Origin of the sequence: Pedobacter sp. B4-66 (genome assembly GCF_018492665.1) — a bacterium.
GTDB lineage: Bacteria > Bacteroidota > Bacteroidia > Sphingobacteriales > Sphingobacteriaceae > Pedobacter.
In genome coordinates this window covers 358,138-375,257 of the sequence record NZ_JAFVME010000003.1, presented here as the reverse complement: position 1 = coordinate 375,257, position 17,120 = coordinate 358,138, and the positions used below count along the sequence as shown (strand labels likewise).

Below are 17,120 nucleotides of genomic sequence, written 5' to 3'. Positions count from 1 at the left end.
TACTTACTTTTATACAAGTACTTACCCCAAAGTATGTAACATGACAGCAATCAAAGAAAGTTCAACTTTAAACGCCAACAGAGAAAATAACAAGGCTACCTGCCCTATCAGTTTTGTAATGAGCAAAATTGGTGGTCACTGGAAACCGATTATACTTTACCACCTTATGAGTGGTCCAAAAAGATACAGTGAGTTAAAGAAATTGATTCCTGCAATAACCGAAAAAATGCTGATACAGCACCTAAAACAGATGCAGCAAGAGGATTTGGTTATCCGTAAAGCAGAAAACATTGTTCCTCCTTTTGTAACCTATAGCTTAAGCCCTGAAGGAGAAGAATTAAGGCCTATCCTGGATGCAATGGTCGAATGGGCATTTGCACGTGATTTCTTTGCCGCTTAAATTACCCACAGGTAACCTACCAAAATGCAGGGAAATAATATTGAAATCAAATTTAAGGTACCAGCAGCACAGCTGTCAGACTTTGTAGAAAGCTTTTGGATGATCACCAATCATTCGGAAATTGCCTATGAAATAGTGATTTTACCTGACGGCAGATTTGACATTATCTTTTCCTATTCTCTGGCAGATCCCTACCATGTAACCATGATTGGATTGGGTACTGAACCTCAGAAAGCAGTTATTCCTCCCAAACTCGTAATGCTTGCCGTAAGTTTTAAACTACTTGCCATTGAATATTTGTTGGATGTAAAAGTCTCTTCCCTATTAAATGGCGCTCAACCTTTGCCTGCCGAATTTTGGGGAATAGCTAAAAACGATCTGGACAATTTCGAGAGCTTCTGCTCAAAGGTTTCTGAAAGAATGTGCGAACTGATCAAACCCAACATTGACAGCAGAAAGCAAAAACTGTTTGAATTAATCTATTCCTCTAAAGGTTCATTACCTGTAAAGGTACTATCCGAAAAAGTTTTCTGGAGCAGTCGACAAATAAACCGTTACTTTAACCAACAGTTTGGAATTCCTTTAAAAGCCTACTGTAATATTTTACGATTCAGAGCATCCCTCTCTCACATCAAAAACGGAAAACTATATCCAGAACAAAATTTCACAGATCAAAATCACTTCATAAAAGAAATAAAGAAGTTTTCGGGTGTGGTACCTAAAGAACTGTCACAAAACCATAACGACCGATTTATACTATTATCAGCATTGCCAGAGAAGTAATTTTACACCATCAAAATAAATTTAAAAATGATGGTAATACAGGATAAGAAAATTGCAATTGTTGGTGGTGGCCCCGGTGGTTTAACCCTTGCACGACTACTGCAACTAAAAGGAGTTGATGTAAAAGTTTACGAAAGAGATATCAACAAAGATGTAAGATTACAAGGCGGTGCACTTGACTTACATACAGAATCAGGTTTGGCTGCACTGGGTAAAGCAGGCTTGCTCAATGAATTCAAAGTACACTACAGACCGGGTGCTGAACTAACCCGAGTGGTAGACAATCAGGCAAAAATCCATTCAGACCAACACAACGAAGGAACAAATGCGAAATTTGGAGATAAAGATCATAGACCTGAAATTGACAGAGGGCCTTTAAGAGATATTTTATTAAATTCATTAAAACCTGATACGGTTGTTTGGGACACTCATATTCTATCAATTGAACAAATAGGAAATAGCTGGAAATTAGCTTTTAAAAATGGCGAGAGTGTTATTACTGATATCGTAATTGGCGCAGATGGGGCCAATTCTAAAATCCGACCGTTTGTTACAAATATAAAACCGTATTGGACGGGCATCACCATGTTAGAAGGCTCTATCAAAGACGCTAAAAAAACAGCACCAGTTATTCACGATCTTTTAAAAGGCGGAAAAATATTTGCCTATGGAAATGAAAAAACACTCATTGTAAGTTCAAAAGGTGACGGCAGTTTAGGTTTTGCTACAAGTTGTAAAACAGATGAGTTTTGGCACAAAGAAAGCAGAATAGATTTTAAAGACAATAAACAAGTTTTAGCATGGTTTAAAAAGACGTTCCCTGAGTGGAGCAGTGTTTGGTGGGAATTGTTTGAAGGCGAAAAAACACTTTTCATCCCGCGACCTCAATATTGTATGCCATTAAATCAGAAGTGGGAAGCCAAATCCAACATCACTCTCATTGGAGACGCTGCTCATTTGATGCCCCCTTTTGCTGGTGAAGGTGTAAACATGGCCATGTTTGATGCGCTGCAACTAAGTGAATCACTAACCAACCCCAAGTATTTAAACACACAAGCAGCCATAGGAAATTATGAGCAGCAAATGTTTAAGCGATTTGCCAAAATAGGACAAGGTACTTTATTCAATACTGAATGGATGCACCAACCCAATGCCCTTAACGATATGCTGGCGATGTTTGGTAAAAACATATTCAAGCAAAGCGTATTCTTAGGCAAAATGTGGCTAAACGTATACCTAGTTCCTTCGGTACGTAAAGCTATCGGATTTGCACCGGTGCAAAAGGTTTTTTGATGCAGAATAAAGATAATCGATTACTAATGGTTTCGAAACTTTTCAATTTCCTGGCTTGTTGCCGGAATCATCTCTGCAACTTCAGCTTGATTGTCCTTATAAACCCTCACCTTAACAGGAACATCAGCCTTATTTGCTTTTTTAATCAAATCGATGTATGAATCACTATTCTTTAATCCAAGATCAATATAGAAAAAACGGGCATGAGGATAAAGAGCTAACATAACAGTGTCATTCTTTGCTGTCCTTACTTCAGGAAAAACAAGACCAATTTCAATGGTTTCTCCCTCCTTTATCCGCTTCTCTTTTGCTTTTCCATTTTGTTTTGCACAAGAGAAAAAGAACGAAAGAAAAACAACACTTAAGGCTCTAAAAATAAAAATACTAATTGTTTTGAACTGAAGCATATAACAGGCGTTTATGCCCCCAATTTATAAATTATTTATTGATCTGCATATAGGTAAAATGGAAGTGCATATCACTCAAATTTGTTACAATAAAACAACTTACTAAAGCCATACTCTTATATTTTTTTTACTAATTTAGAATGTTGCTAAAGAAGTTCTGGGAAATAAAGTAATGACATTTTCCAACACAATTATAAAATGTAACCAGCGTTTAGACTGATAATAATTAATGGGGAAACCCGATTCAATAACTTACAAAATCAGAATTCAATGAAAAAACTGAGGTCAAAAGTAGTAAAAGCACTGAAAAGAGAATTTACCTTCGAATGTACCATTTCATCAAGAATGAATCAGGTTATTCTAAACGTTAAAAACATTGATTTTGAACAGCACCTTGGGCAGTTGATACAACAGACTCAGCAGATCATCGACAAATACTTCCCTCAAAGAGAAGAGCACCTTTGCCTGGTTATAAGGGAGATTGGTGGGAATAATCAGAATACATTTAAAATCTGGAAATCAGTATATTAAAAAAATGCCTGTAGCTTACAAACAAACTACAGGCGTTAATAATATTTGCTATGCTTTCTTTAAGCGGAAAATCTTGGTTTCATGAGAGGTTACTTTACCCGCCCATTTATTGCCTTTTCCTACAACCTTGTGTTGCCATAAATCTCTGATTTCATATTTATCAGCTAAGCCCAAATCGCTGAAAGTAATTTTAGCATTTTGAGCTGTTGCAGCTTTATTAAGTATAGCAACTGCAAAATCGCCATTTGCAAGCGGGCGAACGAATACATCCCATGTATCGTTTTTAATTTTTCGCTCCCCTTGTTTACCTAATGAATCCTGATTCAAAGCAATAACTTCTTTGTTTAATAAAATCCGTTTGGTGGTTTCATTCATCGTTCTGATATCGCTACTGGCATACAATGGCGAGTTTAACATACACCACATACTCATTTGACTTTGATATTCTGCATCAGTACAGCCATTAGCACCAAACGCACCCGATGGACCCTTAACCCCTTTTAAACCTACATTTAGCATATCGCCATCATTCCAATGTCCGGGGCCAGAAAAGCTTGCCAAACCAGCATTTTTATCAATCACATTATAAATACCAACTCCACCTTTACCATCTGTATCGTTCCATTTATCTCTGATATCAAAAGTGGTACGCCAGCTTTGTCCGCCAACTTCAGCGCCCCAGTTCCAAGCCTCACGAGGTCCCCATTCGCAAATACCTAGCGTAATATCCCTGCCAGAGTTGCGTAAAGCCTTTGCCATTTTTCCGTAGCGCTGCTTTGCTGTAGCCACATCTTCTGGCGCGTTACAGTAATCGTATTTTAAGTAATCGATATCCCACGAAGCAAATGTTTTTGCATCCTGTTCTTCAAAGTTTAAACTCGCAGTATATCCTGCACAGGTTAAAGGAGCCGCATCTGAATAAATACCCATCTTCATTCCCTTGCTATGGATGTATTCTGCTAATGCCTTAATGCCTGAGGGGAATTTTTTGGGATCAGCAATAATGTTATTCTGGTTATCCCTTCCACCCTGCCAGCAATCATCCAGAAATATATATTTGTAGCCGGCTTTCACCATACCGGTAGATACCATCGCGTCCACCATTTCTTTAATGTCTTTTTCATTCGGGTTCTCAGACATAATGTTCCAGCTCATCCATCCCATTGGTGGTGTTGCTGCTAATTTTACTTGTTGAGCAAAGGTTGTTGCGCTCAATAAAAGCAGGGCAATACTTAATTTAATTTTCATTTATTGTTTATTGGTTTATTATGAAAATAAAGGTAATGCTATTATCTATATAGTTATACATAATACTGAAATAGTCCGTAGATCATACTGAGTAAAATTAAGTAAACAATGTTTATCCGTAATTTAAAGATCAGGAGTATAGAAACTCCTATCCACATCAAGGCCATTAAATCTATTTTTCCTAATGAAAGACCATGAGGAAATAGTACATCTTTTCCTAAATAAAGTGCGAGATTTAAGATCACGCCAACAACTGCCGCTGTTACAAAAGTTAGTACATCACTAATCACTGCACTACCTCTGGAATGCTCTAACACTGGTCCGCCGACAAAGATGAACAGGAACGAGGGTAAAAAGGTATAAAACGTAGTTGCAAAAAGCCCTACAGTTCCCATCAATAAAGAGCCATCAAAATGATTAAATCCAGCCATAAAACCCACATAACAAACCACAATGATTAAAGGTCCTGGTGTAGTCTCGGCAAGCGCAAATCCATCAACCATCTGTGATTTACTTAACCAGTTAAACTTTGAAACGCTAAATTGGGCTACATAAGGTAAAACAGTATAAGAGCCGCCAATTGTAAACAGCGCGGTTTGTGTAAAAAACAAGATTAAACCTTTCCAGAAAGAAAAATCTCCACTAAAAAGGTAAAACAACAGCAATGGCAATCCCCAAATCAGAAAAAAGATTAAGCCTTGTTTAATTAATAACCCAGTATTAAAATCCTTTCCAAGCCCTTCTGTGTTCTTATTAATGTAGTACCCCTCCTCATTCAACTCCTCTTCAGCTTGATCCGTAGGCTTTCTGTAAACAAGACCAGGCCAGAAATACCTGAACAGCAATGCCAAAATGATAGTGCCGACAATGATATAAGGCATCGAGATGTTAAAGAAAAAAATACAGGAAAAGGCTACTGCAGCCAGTAAATAATGTAAAATACCATGAAGTGCCTTATTACCCACACTCCAAACTGCATGAAAAATAATGGCTACCACTGCGGGTTTTAAGCCACTAAAAATAGCATCCATCCATCCCTGATTTCCGAAAGTCACATAAAGTAGGCTAAGCCCCAACAGGATAAACATGGAAGGCAGAATAAAAAGCAAACCAGCCAACAGTCCACCACGCTTACCATGAAGCTGCCAGCCGATGTAAATCGCCAGCTGCTGTGCCTCTGGTCCCGGTAAAAGCATACACAAACTGAGCGCATGAAAAAACCTGCTGCTGCTAATCCATTTCTTTCTTTCAACCAGAAAATCATGCATAATGTTGATATGCCCGAGAGTTCCTCCGAAACTGATCCATCCTAATTTAAACCAAAATTTTAAAGCTTCTCTGAAAGTGGGTTTGGATAAAGTATCTTCTTTTTGCATACGGGGATTTCGTGTTCAATAAAGCTTCCTTTCTAAACATAGAAATGTTTAAGGGATAGAAAAATAGATAAAATTTGTAGTGATTTTCTTGATGCTAAAGATACGAAAACTATTACTTATATGGTTGTTATTGCCTTTAGAAGGATAGGGAAATACATACGTTTTAGGTCTAAATTTGAAACTAATTGACTTCAAGTGAAAATTTTATTTGGTTTGTAGTGAATACTTTATTGGCTTAGGCGAGATTTTAATTTGCAGATTCCCCTTAACTGTGACATATTGCAATACAATAGATTGCTGATGATAGATGTTACGGTACTTCCAATGATTGATGTGATGCCAAAACCAGGGACTCCTTTGGTGAAGGTAATGAATGATCGCCTTGCTGTTATGGCAGAAGAGCTTCAAAACTCTTTACAAAAGGAATTCTCTCATGAAAATGCTTGCGAAGATTTAGTAATCTATATGAGTTATAACAGTAAGTATGCAGTGCGCTGGAAGATTGTTAATGATGTTCCTTCGTCAATTCAGAATAATGTTGCAAAGTGCTGTGGCAATTTAGGCTACATTCAGTGGAAAGAGCTTGACTTGTATAGCTATAAAGTGAAAAGGTAATGAATTTTAAGATCCTCCACCTTTTCGAAAGCGCTAAACTGGTGATTATTGAGATTAAGCGCAATGACTTACCTGAAGATGCAGTAAATGCGGAGATTTATCATTGGCTCTATCTGGATAAACAAAACGGGGCCCTGTTAAAGCTATGGTTTCGTTCATTGGACTCTTCAGGCGAAATTGAAGAAAGATATTTCGAACAAGGTTTTTTAAAATTCAACAGCACTCAGGCTACCTTTATAGAAAAGTACAATTCCGCTCAGCATACATTAAACAACCATAGTATTAAGGAGCTCTCTGCTGAATTAGCAACGGTATTGGAAGACTATCTAAAGGAACCAAATCTCCAAAGTTTATAAACACCACTACTTTAAAGTTCTTATTTGGCTTTAATATAGCTCTTATTATAGCCTAATGCCTTTCTTTTTTCTTTGTAAGAAATAAAAAAAGGTATATAATGAAACACAAGAGCAGTATTATTCTAGTCGTTGTCTTAGGTTTTTCTTTGTCAGTTAATGCACAATACAAACAGCCTGACACTGTAAAAGCACACAGTTTAGATGAGATATCAATCTCCTCGAAATACTATAAAAGATATAAATCATCTCAGTTATCTGATATGTTGCGATTAACGACTCCTTTGTTAAACGTACCTCAGAATATTCAAATCCTCAGTTCAGAGATACTAAGAGATCAGGCTGCTTACAATCTCAATGAGAGTGTGACTCGTAATGTGAGTGGTACACTGCGCGAAGAACTCCATAATGGTATATCTCCTGATATTTATTCCAGAGGAGGCTATATTACTGCGCAGCGAAACGGTGTAGACATGCGTCCACTTGGCAAAGGACCATTGGCAGACGACCTCTCTATTATTGAAAACATCGAGTTTCTTAAAGGTCCTAGTAATTTCATGCAAGCCATGAGCGATCCATCCGGTTCCTATAATATAGTAACAAAGAAGCCTACCGGACAGACTAAAAAAAGTGCAGATGTTCTAATGGGTGGCTTTGGTATGCTTCGTGCTGCTGTAGATTTGGATGGCCAATTAGACGATAAGAATAAGCTTCAATACCGTGTTAACGTGATGGGAATGAAAGCTAAAGGATTTTTAAAGCACGATCGTAGCAATAGGATACTGTTTGCCCCATCCTTAAAGTACAACTTCAACAGTAATACCTCTTTAACAGGAGAATACATCTATCAGCATCTAAATTACCTGATGCTAAGTGAAGCGCAATCATCTCCATACGGTTACGGCACACTTCCTGTAAATTTTAGTATGACCGATCCGAGTATCAGACCTTTTATCGGGCAAGACCACAATGCGTTCCTTACCTTTCAAAACAAGTTTAAGAAAGACTGGCAGCTGACCGCTAAAGTATCGTATGTAAATAGCGGCTACGATGGTACATTGTTTTGGGTGTATGCGGCCGATCCTACAGACAACGATATATTGAATCGTAATCTTGTTTACGATTCAAACAAATACACTGTTTTTTCTACTCAGGCCTATGTGAATGGTTCTTACAAAACTGGAAGCATAAACCACAAATTTATGGCAGGTATAGATGTAAACAGTAAAACATCCAGAAGCAGAGATACCTGGGGAACTGCTACTACCATCTATCCGTTAAGCATCTCCAATCCGGTGTATTCTGATGTGATTTTAAACAATGGGATCGGTGGAAGCTTTGATTCTGAGAACAATGCCTCCTTAGATGCCAATAAGATCTACAGAAGCCTTAATTATACCTCCTTGTACGCTATGAACGAGCTAGCCTTATTAGACGAGAAATTAAGAGTTTCGATTGGTTTGCGTTTAACTTCGTCAGCTGGCGAAACAAATGACTATGGCCAGCAAAGTCAATCTAATGATTGGGCGCTTACGCCTCGCCTTGGTGTAAATTATGCCATTGACAATAGGTCGGCTTTATATTTCTTATACGACCAAACTTTTCTCCCTCAGGCAGGTATATCTATAGAAGGAAAAACGCTTAAACCTCAAAAAGGGATCAGCTATGAAGTTGGAGTAAAACGAGACTGGGCAGATGGCAACTGGAATACCACATTGTCGCTGTACACCATAAACCGGGACAGATTAATTACCCCCGACCCCATCTCCAATTTACTTTATCAAACCGGAAAAAGTCGGTCTAAAGGTGTCGAATTTGATTTGAAAGGCCGTATTGCAAAAGGCGCAAACGTAATAGTCAATTATGCTTATACAGATTCGAAAATTACCAAAGATGATCTCCATCCGGCAAACATTGGTATGGCTACACCCAATCGGGTAAAACACATCCAAAATACCTGGATAAACTACTTACTACCAATAGAAAAACTAGAGGGATTTAATGTATCCCTTGGGTACCAGCTATTAATTGGAAGAAGCGAACGCATGACAACCACTACTCCCGATAAGCTGAAAGATATATTCAGACTAGACAGTGGAATAGGTTGGAGTAACTCAAAATACAACATTAACCTCCTTGTAAACAATGTGCTGAATTCAAAAATTTACTCAACGGCCTGGAGAAATAATACCGGAGATATGTACTACTGGGTACAACAGGCCCCTGTTAATGCCAGACTCTCATTTCGTGTTAATCTTTAAATAATTAAGACTATGAATAAAATTACCTCAATACTATTTGTTTTAGGAACGATGATATTCATCGGATGTACAAATAACACTAAAAACAATGCTAAACAAGAGAAAGCGATAGCTGTGAAGGATGCTACCGGACACGCTGTAGAATTGGATAAACCTGCTGAAAGAGTTGTATGCTTATATGAGCCTGCCCTGGATGCCCTCTATATGTTAAAGGCAGAAGAGAAAATAGTAGGCATTTTTAACGACATTTATAGCAGCAACGAATTGTATCCTTATTACTCCAAATTGGACAATAGGATTCAGCAGAAACAACTGCCGGCCCCTGGTAGTAATGGTAATGCCAGTATAGAGAGCATCATGAAACTTAATCCCGATGTTGTCATTCTGCAATCCGCACATGAAGATCTTGCAAAAGCTTTGCGGTCGGTTGGTGTCCAGGTTTATACAACCAAAGTAGAACAATACAATGAAGTGTTTCAAACGGTTCATGATCTGGCTTTGCTTACCGGAACTAAAGAAAGAGGCGAACAGTTGGTTACCTACGTTCAAGAGGAATATGCATTGATGAAAAATAAGGTTGATACAGTACAGGCAAAGAAAAAAGCTTATTTCTCATGGGCTTATGGTCGTATATTTTCAACCGCAGGCCGCAACAGCATGATGAACTTTTGTCTTGAAGTAGCCGGTGTAGAAAATGCATGTACTTTTGAGTTAGATCAACCCAATATCAATGCTGAAACCTTGATCGGTTGGAATCCTGATTTGATTATCATATGGAACGACAGCCCAAATGAATTCTACAAAAAGAAAGAATTGGGTGGGATATCAGCAATAAAGAATAAGCAAATCTATAACCTGCTGCCTATGTTTTTCTACAACCCACATACGCTAAAGTCTCTTTCAACCGCGGTCAGCATTCATAATTGGGCTTATCCTAATAAGAATGCGGATGTGAAGAATAAAGTAGGGCAAATTATCTTAAAGCTTTATGGAGAGAAAGGCAAGTTGCTTATCCCCTTAATTTGATAATGAGGATTTACTATGTTAGAAGGCTTTATTTTAGTATTTTGGTTTTACTAAAGAATGTTATTATAGAGCTTATTTCATATGCACACACTTCTACCCTTTCTACTGGCTATGATAGCCGCAATAGTACTATTGAATATGTGGGCTACGAAACTGAAAATTGCCTACCCTATTCTATTGGTTATCGCTGGGTTATTGATCAGCTTTATTCCAGGGCTGCCAGTAGTGAAAATCGATCCTGACCTTATCTTTTTCCTATTTCTTCCACCTTTACTGTTTGAGGCTGCGTGGTCAATCTCTTTTAAGGAAATGAAAAAATGGTGGCGGATCATAGGTAGTTTTGCCTTTCTGGTGGTATTTTTTACGGCACTCTCTGTAGCATTGGTTACAAATCACATCATTCCTGGCTTTACGATTGCCTTAGGGTTTTTATTAGGTGGTATTGTCTCGCCTCCTGATGCGGTTAGTACTGGAGCAATTACAAAGTTTGTGAAAATTCCGAAATCCACTTCAGCCATTCTGGAGGGAGAAAGCTTACTAAATGATGCTTCTTCACTCATCATTTTTCGCTTTGCTTTAGTAGCAGTTGGAACAGGTCAATTCATTTGGCGAGAAGCAACACTCAGTTTTTTATGGATGGTAATTGGCGGTGTGGGTATTGGTTTATTATTGGGGTGGATATTTGTTCAGGCTCATAAACGTTTGCCGACAGACGCACCCTCAGACATTGCACTTACACTGATTGAACCATACTTTATGTATTGGATAGCCGAGCAGGTTCATAGTTCAGGTGTTTTAGCTGTTGTAGCAGGTGGTTTGTTTATGTCTTCGAAAAGGTTGATTTTTTTGAACAGCGCCAGCCGGATCAAAGGCTACAGTGTATGGGAAAGCTTTGTGTTTATACTCAACGGTATCGTTTTTTTAATCATAGGACTTGAACTTCCGGAAATCGTAGATGGACTACGTTCAAAAGGCATCCCTTTAGGTACTGCCATCGGCTATGGCTTATTGGTAACAGGCGTGTTAGTCGGCGCCAGAATCATCAGCTCTTATGCGGCAATGGTGACCACCTTTATTTTTCGGCCTAGTGTAGCCCCACGTGCTACTTCCAGGAAAAGGCAAATGCTCATGCCACTCCTATTAGGCTGGACAGGAATGCGAGGGGTGGTATCTTTGGCTGCCGCATTAGCTATACCAGTTACTCTTGCCGATGGTACCGCATTTCCGTACAGAAACCTGATTCTGTTTATCACTTTTGTAGTTATATTAGTCACCTTGGTGGTACAAGGGCTTACACTTCCATATTTCATATCAAGAACACAATTGTTTGTAGGACTTAATACAGGGAAGGAAGAGGAAACGAGTCATGAAATAAAACAAAAACTAAGGCAACATATTTATCAGTTCCTGAAAAGCAAATATGACAATGAATTGCAGGGGAATAAGGGAATGGAGAAAATGTTACATCATTGGGAAGAAAAAACTAAAGCAGCTGATGACGATTGGATGAATGACAAAACCAAAGCTATATTTGTTGAGATGCTCGAAAGCCAAAGACAATTTCTGGCAGAACTAAATAAAGACCCCTCTATTAATGAAGAAACCATTCGTCAGCAATTGTACCAGATTGACCTGGAAGAAGAACGATTGAAAATAATTTAGTATAATCGAAAAAAACTGGTTGATATTTGATACGAACGAACTCTGGGCGATCCTAAGAACCTGGGTAAAAAAGATTGACAACTTGAAATGTTTATCCATATGAAGCAATGGCTTTTCTAAGTAAATACTGTACAATTCTTCATCCTGTAGCATTCGCTACCGCTGTAGAGAAAATAAACCCCGAATTTAAAAACACATTGAAGCTTCAGCGGAAGCACAAAAGAAGTTTGACTACTTCTTCTCTGAAACCGGTTTAAATACAAAGAAACTGATCAGTGCCAGGGAGATTACCCCAATCCCGCTGGACAAAGTCAGCAGTTTAAAGCCGTTGGCCAATGCCTCATGTGTAATATCACCGGTTGGGTCTGCAGCTGCAATACCGGGTATTTTTTCCAGAATGTCTGTGAAATTGCCTGCTGCGATTTTTTCGGCTGCTAAATGTAGCTGAAGGGCGCTGAAAGTTTCCACAAATGCAAGCTTTAAATGGATGAACACACCTTTGCTTAACAAAAGTCCCATCAAAGCAATATTGATTGCAAGAGTGATTAGTCTCGCACTCATGTCTATCCCCGAGGCCATACCTGCACGGTCTTGACTCACTGAGCCTGTGGTGGTATTCGTAACTGTGGTATTGGACAATCCCAGGCCGATGCCGGACAACAGCATGCCTGGCATCATACTCCAGTGCCCAAGATGCGCGGCATGAATGCCAAACCACATCAGTATAAATCCCAATCCGATGATAAAGAGGCCTAGTGGAATGACAATACCAGGACGATATTTCAACAGGAGCCGCTCAGCCAGTGGTGGAATCACTAATGTAGGCAAAGTATAGGCCAGCAGTGCTGTACCAGCCATGAGGCTACTATATCCCAGGACACCCTGAAAATAGATGGGAAGGTAGATCATAAAGGGCCAAAAACAGAAATTCATTCCGATAGAACCAATGATGGCTCCGGAAAAGTCCCGTATTCTGAATACAGTAAAATCAAACATAGGCTGGATACTTGTCTTTTCTGCATATAAAAAAAGTAGAAAGCAAGCTGCAGATGAGCCGATGATCATTAGGCCGTGGATACTTGTAAAACCCACTTCAGGTCCTTGGGTAATGAAATAGATCAGTGTGAAAATGCTTATGGAAAGGCTAACCATCCCTAAGGTATCCAATCGCTGTATTTGAATAGACTTTGATTCCCGTACACCGGCCCATGCAAGTGCTATTGTGAGGATACTTAGTGGGACGTGTGCGAGGAAAACCCATTTCCAGCTTAAAAATGTGAGGATTAAGCCGCCAATTAGCGGTCCGAAACCCAAGCCTATTCCAAAAACAATACCCCAGGCGGCAAAGGCGAAACTGCGTTCGCGCCCATCCTGAAACTGATGAGAAAGAATCGCAACCTGGCAGATCAGCATAATCCCACCTCCGAGTCCCTGCAAAAAACGTCCGGCAATGAGTAAAGGCATTGCAGAAGCCAGTCCGCAAAGCAGGGAGGTTATACCAAAAAGTACAAGCCCGATTATGAAAACAAGTTTGCGGCCATAGCGGTCGGCAAGAGTGCCGGACGCCATCAGTACCGTGGTACAAGCAATAGTATAGGCATTCATAATCCATTGTACATCACTGAAATTACCCTTTAATATTTTTTCGAGTGTAGGCAGCAATATCGGTACACTTGAAATTTCCAATCCGAACATCAGTGAGGAAAGGCAAACGGCGGCCAGGGTTAATGTATTCTTTTTGTCTTTAAGCATATTCTTTTTTGAGGTTATTTTTAACAAAAATAGACCGAAATACTGATGCATGTTCGGTTCATTTCTATGATAAATAGGTATGTTTGCACTATGGTTCAACAGAATATGCACCAGCATGTAGAGCTGGAATACCTCAAAACTGATCATTGCCCGTTAAGTGATCGCCAGTATAGTTTTTTCGAAATGGTGTACCTTATTTCCGGTAAGGGCACCGTTAGCATCAACGGCAACCGCATGGCTTATCGTGACGGGAATCTGTTGTTGCTTACTCCCAACGACCGCCATACCTTCGAGATTACTGAAGTAACGGAGTTCCTGCTGATTCGGTTTAGTGACAGTTATATTCGCAGTTACCCCTGGAAAAGTATTCATCACCTGGAATGTCTGCTCTTTTATGCCACCCATTTGTCGGGTTGCGTAATGCGTTGCAAGGACGACAGCCGCCTGGTTGAAATGATTGTTGAATCACTCCTGTTTGGAATGAAGGTTGGCGGTGTTTATCAGCAGGATCTTGACATGAATCTAGTGAACGCGCTGATTGTTATTGCGGCAAGGAATATTTCAAAGGTAAGGCCTGAAAATGTCCGTACCAATACGGATAAGCGGATACTCCAAATCATCAACCATATTGAACGGCATATTTTTATGCCAGATCAATTGACTGCTGCGGCAATAAGTAAGACCTTTGGGATTTCACAGGCTTACCTGGGTGTCTATTTTAAGAAGCAATGCGGAGAAACGATTCAGCAGTTCATTTCCAGCTACAGAATCCGGCTGATCGAATGGCGATTAAAGTTTAGTGATCTACGGATCAATGAGTTGGCTGATGAATTTGGTTTTGCCGATGGTAGTCACCTGAACAAATTCTTTAAGAAGCAGAAAGGCATAAGCTTAACCGGATATCGACAGCGTTTGCGCTAAAGTTTGGCAAGTTTTTCTATTAATTAGGTAGATTATTTTCAATAAAAACTTTGAAATAGAAAATGACTTACTTAGCTTTGTATTGCAAAGTACTTTTTGTCATAACAAAATCTCAATAGAATGAAGATATCAAGAACAAAATTCGTCATACTATTCCTCATTTTCGGGTTTGCGTTTCAATTTATCTCAAATTCACTTTTGGGACCCGAAATTCAGCTCTTTCCTGGAAACGGTGAACCCTTCCTCGGGACTGGATCACCAATAGTTTGGAAGAGCACCGTATCTACAATTCTATTACCTATAAAAATGGTTTTGATCGGGCCTTTGTCGCCTTTGTTTGAATTGCCGGATCCCCCACCCCCATTTTTAGTTCTTGCCTTTGCTATTTACTGGACTGTCATTGCATTAGTTCTTCATTATCTCTTAAGTAAAATATACGCTCACAAAAAAAAATGATCTTTAGTGGGATCAGAATATTCTGTATTGGTTATTTCGAGAATTTGGAGTAAATAGTATTTTTTTACCATCTAAGTAAATCCTGAATTAGTAAAGCGCAGAGTCAACCTGTATATTCTAAATATTTTTGATTAGTTTTATCAAAAAAATACAGATATGAACAGAAAGAGTTGTCTTCCTCCTCCTACACCTTAATTGTTAACCTACACTGTAAAGTCAAGATTTTTGTGGGTCAATTGATTTACGTCTATTGCCTTGGCATGCACATTTAGTTTATTTATTAATTTTTAGTTCCTGTTTTTAAGAACAGGCAGACAATTCTTTTATGAAAAAATCATATTTGGTACTACACTTCGCTGTATTACTTGCGGGCTTTACCGGAGTATTCGGTAAACTCATCTCTCTTAACGAAGGACTCTTGGTTTGGTATAGAGTGTTTTTCTCTTCTATCATCCTCTTATTGATTTTAAAACTGTTTAAAATCCGGCCCGCCATGACTTCCAAAGAGAAATTTGGGATTGCAAAAATTGGGCTTTTTATTACCATACACTGGATATTCTTTTACGCTAGTATCAAGTACGCTAACATTTCTGTAGGTGTGGTGTGTTACTGTCTGACCAGCTTTTTTACCGCCATATTTAGTCCGATGATTAACAGGCAAAAATTCAATCTTAGGGAGCTTTTTTTAAGCCTTTTCACCTTGGCAGGGATTGCTCTGATCTTCCATTTCGATTCTTCCTATCAGCTAGGAATAGTTCTGGGTATAATCTCCTCTGCTTTTGCTGCCTTATACACCATTTATAATGAGCGGCTAGTCAGAAAATACGACAGTAGGATCATTAATTACTACCAGATGATTGGAGGTACAGTCGCATTGGGAGTTTCCCTTCCCTTATATCTGCATTATTTTCCGGCGCCTTCACTCCTTCCTAGCCTGAAAGATACCGTGTACTTATTACTACTGGCCTCTTTTTGCACTGTAGGCCTTTATGTGCTATTTGCTGAAACTTTAAAACGTCTCTCTGCATTTACAGTCAACTTAAGTTTTAACCTGGAGCCGGTATATGCGATCATCATTGCCTTTCTCTTTTTTAATGAGAGTAAGGAACTTAACATTTCTTTTTATATAGGTTTATTGTTCGTTATGGCATCAGTGATCTTGCAGACGATATTTTCGCTTAAACGATCTACCAAAGCAACTGAGTTTATTAGTATAGAAAGCAGTTAGGTATAGGGGGAGCTCATCACTTAGGTCGGTTCTTTTTTTCAAATTCTTCGAACGAAATTTTAATATAGTTCGCCCGATCATAGTCCGACCATTTTTTAAGTTTGTCCAGCTTTGGAGTATAGTTCAGTTTGAACGCGTCTAACTGACCGCTGTCTATTGGTACAGCCTGCTGAATAATAAGATCATTAAAGTATCTTTCAATTTCCTCTGCTTCTGCGGCTTTTTTTGCCAGCTGATTTAATCGTCTTACCCTACGCCCATCCTTACCTAAAAGCTCGTAAAAAAATGTAATAGGACTGCCGCCGAAAGGTGACAAGAGCCCTAGCGGTGGCTTTCCGCCATAAAATATCCCTTTTTCCTTACTATAGGCAGTGCTGATCTCCCTGAAGTTTTGTGAAGCAAGTTTGCCAGTAATTGAGACTTCTTTAAGCTGGTTGGTGAGTTTTAGATGAATAACCAGATCAGTAAAACTCTGAACACCTATTTTCTGTGACTGGTATCCAATCCTTTCAATTTGTAGGGTGTCGCCTATTTTACATATCAGGGCAAACAATCCAAGTTTATCAGAGTAGACCATCTGGCCACTGCGCTGGTTGCGAACTTCTACTTGCTCTATTCTTGCTTTTGTGCCGTCTTGTAAAATAGCACCACGTATCGGCTCGGCAGTTTGTGCCATGCCGTAAACAGAGGCAAACATTAAGATAGATATAATCCTGAGCGCAAAATTTAGATTCATCACAACCAAGTTACCGATCAAACTAACTTCATAACAGTTATTTAACCTTTTTTAACAATATTATCATTCTTA

Annotated in this window: 16 protein-coding genes; 11 read left to right on the top strand and 5 right to left on the bottom strand. The window is 39.0% G+C overall.

The genetic code is table 11. The features are described from left to right. Window positions 1-40: 40 nt before the first annotated feature. Genes J1905_RS06210 through J1905_RS06200 form a run of 3 tightly spaced genes read left to right on the top strand, consistent with a single transcriptional unit; the run spans window position 41 to window position 2,476 of the window. Window positions 41-400: a winged helix-turn-helix transcriptional regulator gene (locus J1905_RS06210; protein ID WP_173091259.1), complete on the top strand. Its 360-nt coding sequence runs from the start codon at window positions 41-43 to the stop codon at window positions 398-400. Window positions 401-424: 24 nt separating this feature from the next. Next, window positions 425-1,183: a helix-turn-helix domain-containing protein gene (locus tag J1905_RS06205; protein WP_214226359.1), complete on the top strand. Its 759-nt coding sequence runs from the start codon at window positions 425-427 to the stop codon at window positions 1,181-1,183. 27 nt (window positions 1,184-1,210) lie between these two features. Beyond that, window positions 1,211-2,476 carry an FAD-dependent oxidoreductase gene (locus J1905_RS06200; RefSeq protein ID WP_350027970.1) on the top strand — a complete coding sequence of 422 codons (1,266 nt, stop codon included), beginning with the start codon at window positions 1,211-1,213 and terminating at the stop codon, window positions 2,474-2,476. A 23-nt stretch (window positions 2,477-2,499) separates the two neighbouring features. On the opposite strand, the gene J1905_RS06195 is transcribed toward J1905_RS06200, so the two are convergent. After that, window positions 2,500-2,883 (bottom strand): hypothetical protein, encoded by a 384-nt coding sequence (locus J1905_RS06195; RefSeq protein WP_214226357.1) that lies wholly within the window; start codon window positions 2,881-2,883, stop codon window positions 2,500-2,502. 270 nt (window positions 2,884-3,153) lie between these two features. On the opposite strand from J1905_RS06195, the gene J1905_RS06190 reads away from it, so the two are divergent. After that, window positions 3,154-3,414 carry a hypothetical protein gene (locus J1905_RS06190; protein WP_214226355.1) on the top strand — a complete coding sequence of 87 codons (261 nt, stop codon included), beginning with the start codon at window positions 3,154-3,156 and terminating at the stop codon, window positions 3,412-3,414. 48 nt (window positions 3,415-3,462) lie between these two features. Here the strand turns inward: J1905_RS06190 and J1905_RS06185 are convergent, their stop codons facing one another. Beyond that, the gene (locus tag J1905_RS06185; RefSeq protein ID WP_214226353.1) at window positions 3,463-4,662 is read right to left on the bottom strand and encodes a glycoside hydrolase family 27 protein; all 1,200 of its coding nucleotides are present in this window, start codon (window positions 4,660-4,662) and stop codon (window positions 3,463-3,465) included. Between the two features lie 53 nt (window positions 4,663-4,715). Beyond that, the gene (gene chrA, locus J1905_RS06180) at window positions 4,716-6,038 is read right to left on the bottom strand and encodes a chromate efflux transporter (protein ID WP_214226352.1); all 1,323 of its coding nucleotides are present in this window, start codon (window positions 6,036-6,038) and stop codon (window positions 4,716-4,718) included. A gap of 279 nt (window positions 6,039-6,317) precedes the next feature. On the opposite strand from chrA, the gene J1905_RS06175 reads away from it, so the two are divergent. The 5 genes from J1905_RS06175 to J1905_RS06155 all read left to right on the top strand — a co-directional run bounded on the left by J1905_RS06175 (window position 6,318) and on the right by J1905_RS06155 (window position 11,955). Further along, window positions 6,318-6,653, top strand: coding sequence for a hypothetical protein (locus J1905_RS06175; RefSeq protein WP_250318017.1), 336 nt, complete (start codon window positions 6,318-6,320; stop codon window positions 6,651-6,653). Continuing rightward, window positions 6,653-7,009, top strand: a complete 357-nt coding sequence (locus J1905_RS06170) for a hypothetical protein (RefSeq protein WP_173091254.1) — start codon at window positions 6,653-6,655, stop codon at window positions 7,007-7,009. Before J1905_RS06175 ends, J1905_RS06170 begins: the two co-directional genes overlap by 1 nt. A 98-nt stretch (window positions 7,010-7,107) precedes the next feature. After that, on the top strand, window positions 7,108-9,267 hold the full coding sequence (locus J1905_RS06165) for a TonB-dependent siderophore receptor (RefSeq protein WP_214226351.1): 2,160 nt from the start codon (window positions 7,108-7,110) through the stop codon (window positions 9,265-9,267). A 12-nt stretch (window positions 9,268-9,279) separates the two neighbouring features. After that, window positions 9,280-10,293 carry an ABC transporter substrate-binding protein gene (locus J1905_RS06160; RefSeq protein ID WP_214226350.1) on the top strand — a complete coding sequence of 338 codons (1,014 nt, stop codon included), beginning with the start codon at window positions 9,280-9,282 and terminating at the stop codon, window positions 10,291-10,293. A gap of 81 nt (window positions 10,294-10,374) precedes the next feature. Beyond that, entirely contained in the window at window positions 10,375-11,955 is a 1,581-nt protein-coding gene (locus J1905_RS06155) for a Na+/H+ antiporter (protein ID WP_214226349.1), read from the top strand. A 231-nt stretch (window positions 11,956-12,186) separates the two neighbouring features. Here the strand turns inward: J1905_RS06155 and J1905_RS06150 are convergent, their stop codons facing one another. Then, the gene (locus J1905_RS06150) at window positions 12,187-13,758 is read right to left on the bottom strand and encodes an MFS transporter (RefSeq protein ID WP_250318016.1); all 1,572 of its coding nucleotides are present in this window, start codon (window positions 13,756-13,758) and stop codon (window positions 12,187-12,189) included. Between the two features lie 39 nt (window positions 13,759-13,797). Between J1905_RS06150 and J1905_RS06145 the strand changes: the two genes are divergently transcribed. Further along, complete coding sequence (locus J1905_RS06145; RefSeq protein WP_214226348.1) at window positions 13,798-14,628, top strand: AraC family transcriptional regulator; 831 nt, start codon at window positions 13,798-13,800, stop codon at window positions 14,626-14,628. 781 nt (window positions 14,629-15,409) lie between these two features. Continuing rightward, window positions 15,410-16,312 (top strand): DMT family transporter, encoded by a 903-nt coding sequence (locus J1905_RS06140; protein WP_214226347.1) that lies wholly within the window; start codon window positions 15,410-15,412, stop codon window positions 16,310-16,312. A gap of 16 nt (window positions 16,313-16,328) precedes the next feature. Here J1905_RS06140 and J1905_RS06135 read toward each other — a convergent pair whose 3' ends face one another. Then, window positions 16,329-17,048: a hypothetical protein gene (locus J1905_RS06135; protein WP_214226346.1), complete on the bottom strand. Its 720-nt coding sequence runs from the start codon at window positions 17,046-17,048 to the stop codon at window positions 16,329-16,331. Window positions 17,049-17,120 lie beyond the last annotated feature (72 nt).